The organism is Ectobacillus funiculus (assembly GCF_004138295.1).
GTDB classification, from domain to species: domain Bacteria; phylum Bacillota; class Bacilli; order Bacillales; family Bacillaceae_G; genus Ectobacillus; species Ectobacillus funiculus.
In genome coordinates this window covers 1-5,403 of record NZ_SCFM01000105.1, presented here as the reverse complement: position 1 = coordinate 5,403, position 5,403 = coordinate 1, and the positions used below count along the sequence as shown (strand labels likewise).

The following is a 5,403-nucleotide window of genomic DNA, read 5'->3' as shown; positions in this document are numbered from 1 at the left end:
GAAACAGTTAATTGTAGTCAACAACTAGACCAACTTATCCTAATCCATCAAAAACTTTCTTATGAAAAAAAAATAGAACTATGTTGTTGAATGTGAAGCTGGCGCAGGCCGGCTTTTTGTTTTTCTCCCTGCTTTTTCTGCTGGTAATGTATTATGGGATCTTTGTAGGCTCCTAGATACATTGAATTCCGATAATTAGATGTTATGTAAACTTAACATGAATACAACATACAGATAGGGATTACCCTTTCTTACACCGAATAATTACAAGAAAGAGGGAGGTTGTAAAATGTCAAAATTTGATTATAAGGTCTATACCTATAACAATCGTGCAATTTCGAATGACGACGAAACCCTCACAACAAATTTACAGCACTTTGGTGATTTAGGATGGGAATTGGTATCAGCCGTGCCTGTTGTCAGGGGAGATGGTAGTGATGGCGACATGAACATTCGTACAGATGAAATAAAATTCATTTTAAAAAAAGTAAAATATTAATAGTATGAGCATCCTTTCAAGGGTGTTTTTTATTTAGTCAAGTTACCAAGAAAGAAATTCCTAGAACGTTAGCTATGTGAACACGAATCCCCTTCAGATTGCTTAACTGAAGGGGATTTTTTTCTAGGCTCCTAGATACATTGAGTTCCGATAATGTCGTGTTATGTTAACCTCTCATGAATACGGTATACATATCTCAATCCTAAAAGGTATTAGAGAGAAACAAGTAGGGAAAAATGGAGTAAATGTACTGTACAAACACTCATTTACTCAACAAATTGCAGATCAAGTGTAAAGAAGGGAAGAACTCCAGACGATGGAGAAAACTAAAATTAGTGCGATTCAGCTATTTGTCCTGATGTTTATCTTTGAGATGGGGACTGCATTGGTCATAAGTTATGGAATCGATGCTAAAAAAGACGCCTGGCTTGCCATTCTTTTAGGAATGTGCCAGGGAATTATCTTATTTTTCATTTATTACTTTTTTTTTCGTCAATATCCAAATCTACTACTTACCGGATATGCCAAAAAAGTATTTGGTAAATACCTGGGGTGGGTCATTAGCCTGTTATACATTTTCTTCTTCTTGTATAATGCTACCCATAATATTCGTAGTTTCGGGGAGTTGCTGCTTTCATCGACCATGACCAAAACACCGTTATTAGCGATCAATATCTTGTTTGTTCTTGCCATTTGTTATGTACTTTATCTAGGAATTGAAGTATTAGGGAGAACGGCAGAAGTATTTATTGTGATATTGTTCTTATTTGGAGTAGCAGGAAACTTTTTAATCCTTATTACAGGTAATGTAGACCTTCAGAATTTGCAGCCGTTTCTTGAATATGGATGGAAACCAATCTTAACGACGGCTCTTGTGCAGACTAGAAATCTTCCTTTTGGTCAAATGGTTGTCTTTATGATGCTTCTTCCTTATTTAAATCGTCCTGAATTAGTGAAAAAAGTTTGGCTGTCTACCTTGATTTCAAGTGGGCTTGTCTTAAGTTATACAATAAGTTTAGATATTGCTGTTCTTGGTGTCGAAACAGTGGAAAGATCTACTTTTCCTTTATTAACAACCATCAGAAAGGTCAACCTTTTTGAATTTATACAACGAATGGATGCTATTGTTGTTTTTACTTTGTTGATTACGGTTTTTTTCAAAGCATCTATTTTTTTTTATGGCGCCATAATGGGAATAATGGATTTGTTCAAGCTAAAAAATCATCAACAGATTATTTTACCAATTGGATGTATTCTTATCTACTGGTCAATAATTTCGGCCTCCAACCTTTCAGTTCACATTGAGAAAGCTAAATTTTTAGATTCCATTTCCGCTTATTTTGAAATTATTATTCCATTACTAATGCTAATTGTTACCTTGATTCGTAATCGTTTCAAAAAGAAAGCTAAGGAAGGATAAAAAGATCAGGTTGGAATCTAATTTTCTGTTTTTCCCTTGCTTTTGGGCAGGGGATGGCCGGGGGTGTGCGGGGCAGAGCCCCCACATTAGCGTGTAGGCATAAGGAGAGAGAGCAATACAATGAACGGGATGATCTGGCGGTTCGGCTCGTATAATTGCTCGTGCAAGCCGATAGCCTGAATCTTGCTTTTGGTCAGTCGGCTTGGCGAAAGAGCCAAAACGAGCCGAAAAAAATTGTGCAAGGACAACAAAGAAAAAGAAATGGCGATAGCCATTAGGCGACGATGAAGGAGCCGGCTTTTTCTTTGTTGAGGGTGGAGATTTTTTGAGTGGGGTTCTCAAAAAATACTACCCGTTCCTTGCGGAATTTTTAGCCTTTACAGATAGTGATAATAAGAGAGATTCGGTTAAAAGTGTGTTAAAACCTTGATATGACTGGGTTTATTGGAGTTTTAAGGGTGTTAGGATATCCTAACACTTTAGTGTCTTTTTGTTAGGATATCCTAACACCTAAAATCTTCCAAAGAACATATATTCGTATAAAAAAAGACTATATCAGTATGATATAGTCTAAAAAAATCTAACAGGTAATTTCACCTTTTTACCATTTTGATCCTTAAGATTTTTCAAGGAATGTTGAAATAATCTCATAGTCAATTTATCTAGCTTGACTTCATTTTTTCTAGGAGCACAAATCATGATATATGGGTTTACAATCCATGTTCTAGGACTTATAGTTCTTCCGTTCTCTTCAATTTGTCCTGCACCTTCAGGATTTAATAATATCTCTTTTTCTTTCAAAGAATTTAAGATTAAAGATGTTTGTGTTCTAGATTTCCCAATCATTTCAGCAATATCTGAAACAGTAGCAGCCCTAGGAAGTTCAAAATCATCCTCATCATATTTTTGCTTTTTCTTAAATTTATCTTCTCTACAAATAATCACATTGCTTTTAAACTCCAAGTAAGCTTGAAGCTTAAATAACGTACTTTCCTCAGCCTGAGTCAAATAACCTATCTGATTCAACAAATCTAAATTTCTATGCATCACTTGATTAAACGGCTCCCCTGCAAAAGGATCTTTATTCTTTGCAATATAATGCTCTTCTCCGGTAAGCTCTTTCAATTGATGAAGCATTGATTTCTTTAATTCTTCAGCCTTTGCTCTTATTTCCGAATTCTTCTCAAAATCTCTTGCTTTTGCTTTCCTTTCAGCTTCTTCCATAAGACTAATAACACTTTTTTTGTCTTTTACCATTATTTTTATTCTCCCTCTCTCTAGAAGGAGTTAATCCATTTATGTTAGAATATAGTTAGTTAATAAGGGATTAACCCTTCTAAATTGGATTTAGCAAGAAGCCCCTAAAGTTTCCCGACCGCAGGGGCTTTTGCTATTCTATTCGTCTATTCAACACAATCTATTATAATCCTTTTCTTAAAACGCTGGTCAAGTATCAGTGTTTTTTTATATTTTTCTTAGTTTAAGTGATTCAACTATTTTAAAGCCCCTCTTTAAGGCATAGAGACACCAAAAAGAGAAAACAAATACTTTACCCCTAAATAAACAGGAACAACGAATATAGCCGTTCCTAGCCCATATTTCGCTACGTCTAGCCAATCGTTAAGAAAAATGTTTTTTCTAGCATTACCTATCAGGCTCAAAGTCTTGCGTTCTAACTTGCTTACGCTGTCCTGCACGTTGCTTCTCATGTTCTTGATTTCGGTCTGCATGTCGATTTTTATCTCGCTCATTTGTTTGTTCAAGTTGCTTTGGATCTCTTGAAGCTGCTGAATCGTTTGAGCGTTGTTCTGCATCATTTCGTTCTTGCCATTTACCAAAACTTTCTGCAAGGCTACGCTGCTCCCCTGCAAGAGCTGCTCTTGCTTGTTCAATATCGAAGTCATTCCCTGTTGAATGGTTTCGCTGGTTCCCTTTATCTGCGCCAATTCCTGATCCATCGTTACTTTCGCTACGACTTGCTTGTCCATCTGAACGCTGACGTAACCCTTCAAAATGTCCATCAGCTTTTGATTGTCCTCCAAGTTCCTCTGCAATTCTTTCACCAGCTGCATGATCTCGTTGTTCTCTTGATTCTGGTGAATGTGATAAACCGATGTTTCCTCGCTCTTGACCTCGCTCGTCTTTTCTTTGTTCAATTTGTCTTTCAAATTCATATTCCAATGTCTCCTTTTCGTATGAATTTCCTAACCGAGAACCCCTAACCTTCATACCATTATCGGGATGAGTGAACGTAATGTTCTTTCCTCGTTCTTTCACCTCAATCCCGTATTTTTCAGTTAGATTGTGCTTAAAATCCTCATACGTCTTGGAGTATTGGCGTTCATAGTCGATGACTTGACGTATTTCATCTTTCCAACTGTCTTTACCCTTTTCAAGCAAAGATTTTTCAGCAAGTGTATAACGTGTTGGTCCTGTATACTCTTTTACCACGGACAAATTTCTTTCTTGGCAAAGTCGATCACTCACTTCACGAATCCGGTATAATTCCTCTTTTGAAGCGTTATACTTTCTTCCATTCTCATAATTTACAGAGTTAATTATGATGTGATTATGAACATGGTCTTTGTCCGTATGTGTATACACAACTGCTTCATGCCCTTTTGCAATCTCTTTCGCCAGTTCCTGCCCGATTTCATTAGCTTGCTCAGGCGTAACTTCTCCAGGCTTAAATGACTGAATAATATGATGTGCCTGTATCCCGTCATTTTTGCCCCATAATTCCCTCGTAGCCTTCATTTGGGACTTGGCATACTCTGCAGGACAATTCACGCCCTCACGTACCTCTGCGCGCCTCTCAGCGTACGAAATCAGCTTGTTGGCTACTTTTGTATTGCTTCGTTGAATTGTTGCCATAGCGCATGCAGCTCCTTCTGAATGCCTTGCAATTCCAAATGAGGAATTGCTTTGCCCTCATTTGCTCGCTTGGATAGCTGGTTCACATTGTTCCCAATAGCTCGCAACTGACGGGCAATCTCGAATGCTCCCTCTCTATCAACCTTCGGAGGTCGCAATCTCGCCCCCTGTGCCTTCCTCTTGCAGAAGGAAGGCACACTCATTTGAAATTCTTTCGCCATCTGCTCAAGCCTTTCAAATTCGTCGTCGCTCACACGAAATTTTACCTGTCGGTTCTCTTTCCTGTTCTCTCCCAAGCGACCGCCCCCTATCATCCAAAATGTTCCATTTTGTTACCATCATAGCATGATGGTATAGGGGTTGGCAAGCTGCTGAAATGGTACCCATTTCCTTTGCTTGGTCATGCTTCGCATGACACCCCCCAACCCCCTAAAGGGGGCTTTTCAAACCTTGGGCGCCGCCCAAACCCGCTGGGGAACCCTTCCCCAGACCCCCTCTAAAAAACTCCCCCAACCCCCTCACTTTTTGAGGGGGCTCCCTCGCCGGTAGGCAGGTCAAAACGGTAACCGTTTTGACAATCCAAGAGGGTCTGGGCATAGTGAACGTGTCA

Annotated in this window: 5 protein-coding genes; 2 read left to right on the top strand and 3 right to left on the bottom strand. The window is 38.7% G+C overall.

What is annotated here, in order from left to right; translation table 11 throughout:
- Nucleotides 1–289 precede the first annotated feature (289 nt).
- Nucleotides 290–499, top strand: a complete 210-nt coding sequence (locus EP737_RS24850) for a hypothetical protein (RefSeq protein ID WP_129732059.1) — start codon at nucleotides 290–292, stop codon at nucleotides 497–499.
- Between the two features lie 316 nt (nucleotides 500–815).
- Nucleotides 816–1,919, top strand: a complete 1,104-nt coding sequence (locus EP737_RS24845; protein ID WP_129732057.1) for a GerAB/ArcD/ProY family transporter — start codon at nucleotides 816–818, stop codon at nucleotides 1,917–1,919.
- A 570-nt stretch (nucleotides 1,920–2,489) separates the two neighbouring features.
- Here the strand turns inward: EP737_RS24845 and EP737_RS24840 are convergent.
- From EP737_RS24840 to EP737_RS24830, 3 genes are all read right to left on the bottom strand, one after another.
- A complete protein-coding gene (locus EP737_RS24840) occupies nucleotides 2,490–3,176 on the bottom strand; it encodes a Rep protein (RefSeq protein ID WP_129732055.1) in 687 nt (228 codons plus the stop codon).
- A gap of 387 nt (nucleotides 3,177–3,563) precedes the next feature.
- A complete protein-coding gene (locus EP737_RS24835) occupies nucleotides 3,564–4,793 on the bottom strand; it encodes a relaxase/mobilization nuclease domain-containing protein (protein ID WP_129732053.1) in 1,230 nt (409 codons plus the stop codon).
- Nucleotides 4,760–5,089 carry a MobC family plasmid mobilization relaxosome protein gene (locus EP737_RS24830; RefSeq protein WP_129732051.1) on the bottom strand — a complete coding sequence of 110 codons (330 nt, stop codon included), beginning with the start codon at nucleotides 5,087–5,089 and terminating at the stop codon, nucleotides 4,760–4,762. The genes EP737_RS24835 and EP737_RS24830 overlap by 34 nt, the downstream gene beginning before the upstream one ends.
- Nucleotides 5,090–5,403: the final 314 nt, after the last annotated feature.

What these genes read in the sequence shown, in the direction of transcription:
- EP737_RS24850 (WP_129732059.1), top strand. Translation starts at nt 290, where the DNA reads ATGTCAAAATTTGATTATAAGGTCTATACCTATAACAATCGTGCAATT.
- EP737_RS24845 (WP_129732057.1), top strand. Translation starts at nt 816, where the DNA reads ATGGAGAAAACTAAAATTAGTGCGATTCAGCTATTTGTCCTGATGTTT.
- EP737_RS24840 (WP_129732055.1), bottom strand. Translation starts at nt 3,176, where the DNA reads ATGGTAAAAGACAAAAAAAGTGTTATTAGTCTTATGGAAGAAGCTGAA.
- EP737_RS24835 (WP_129732053.1), bottom strand. Translation starts at nt 4,793, where the DNA reads ATGGCAACAATTCAACGAAGCAATACAAAAGTAGCCAACAAGCTGATT.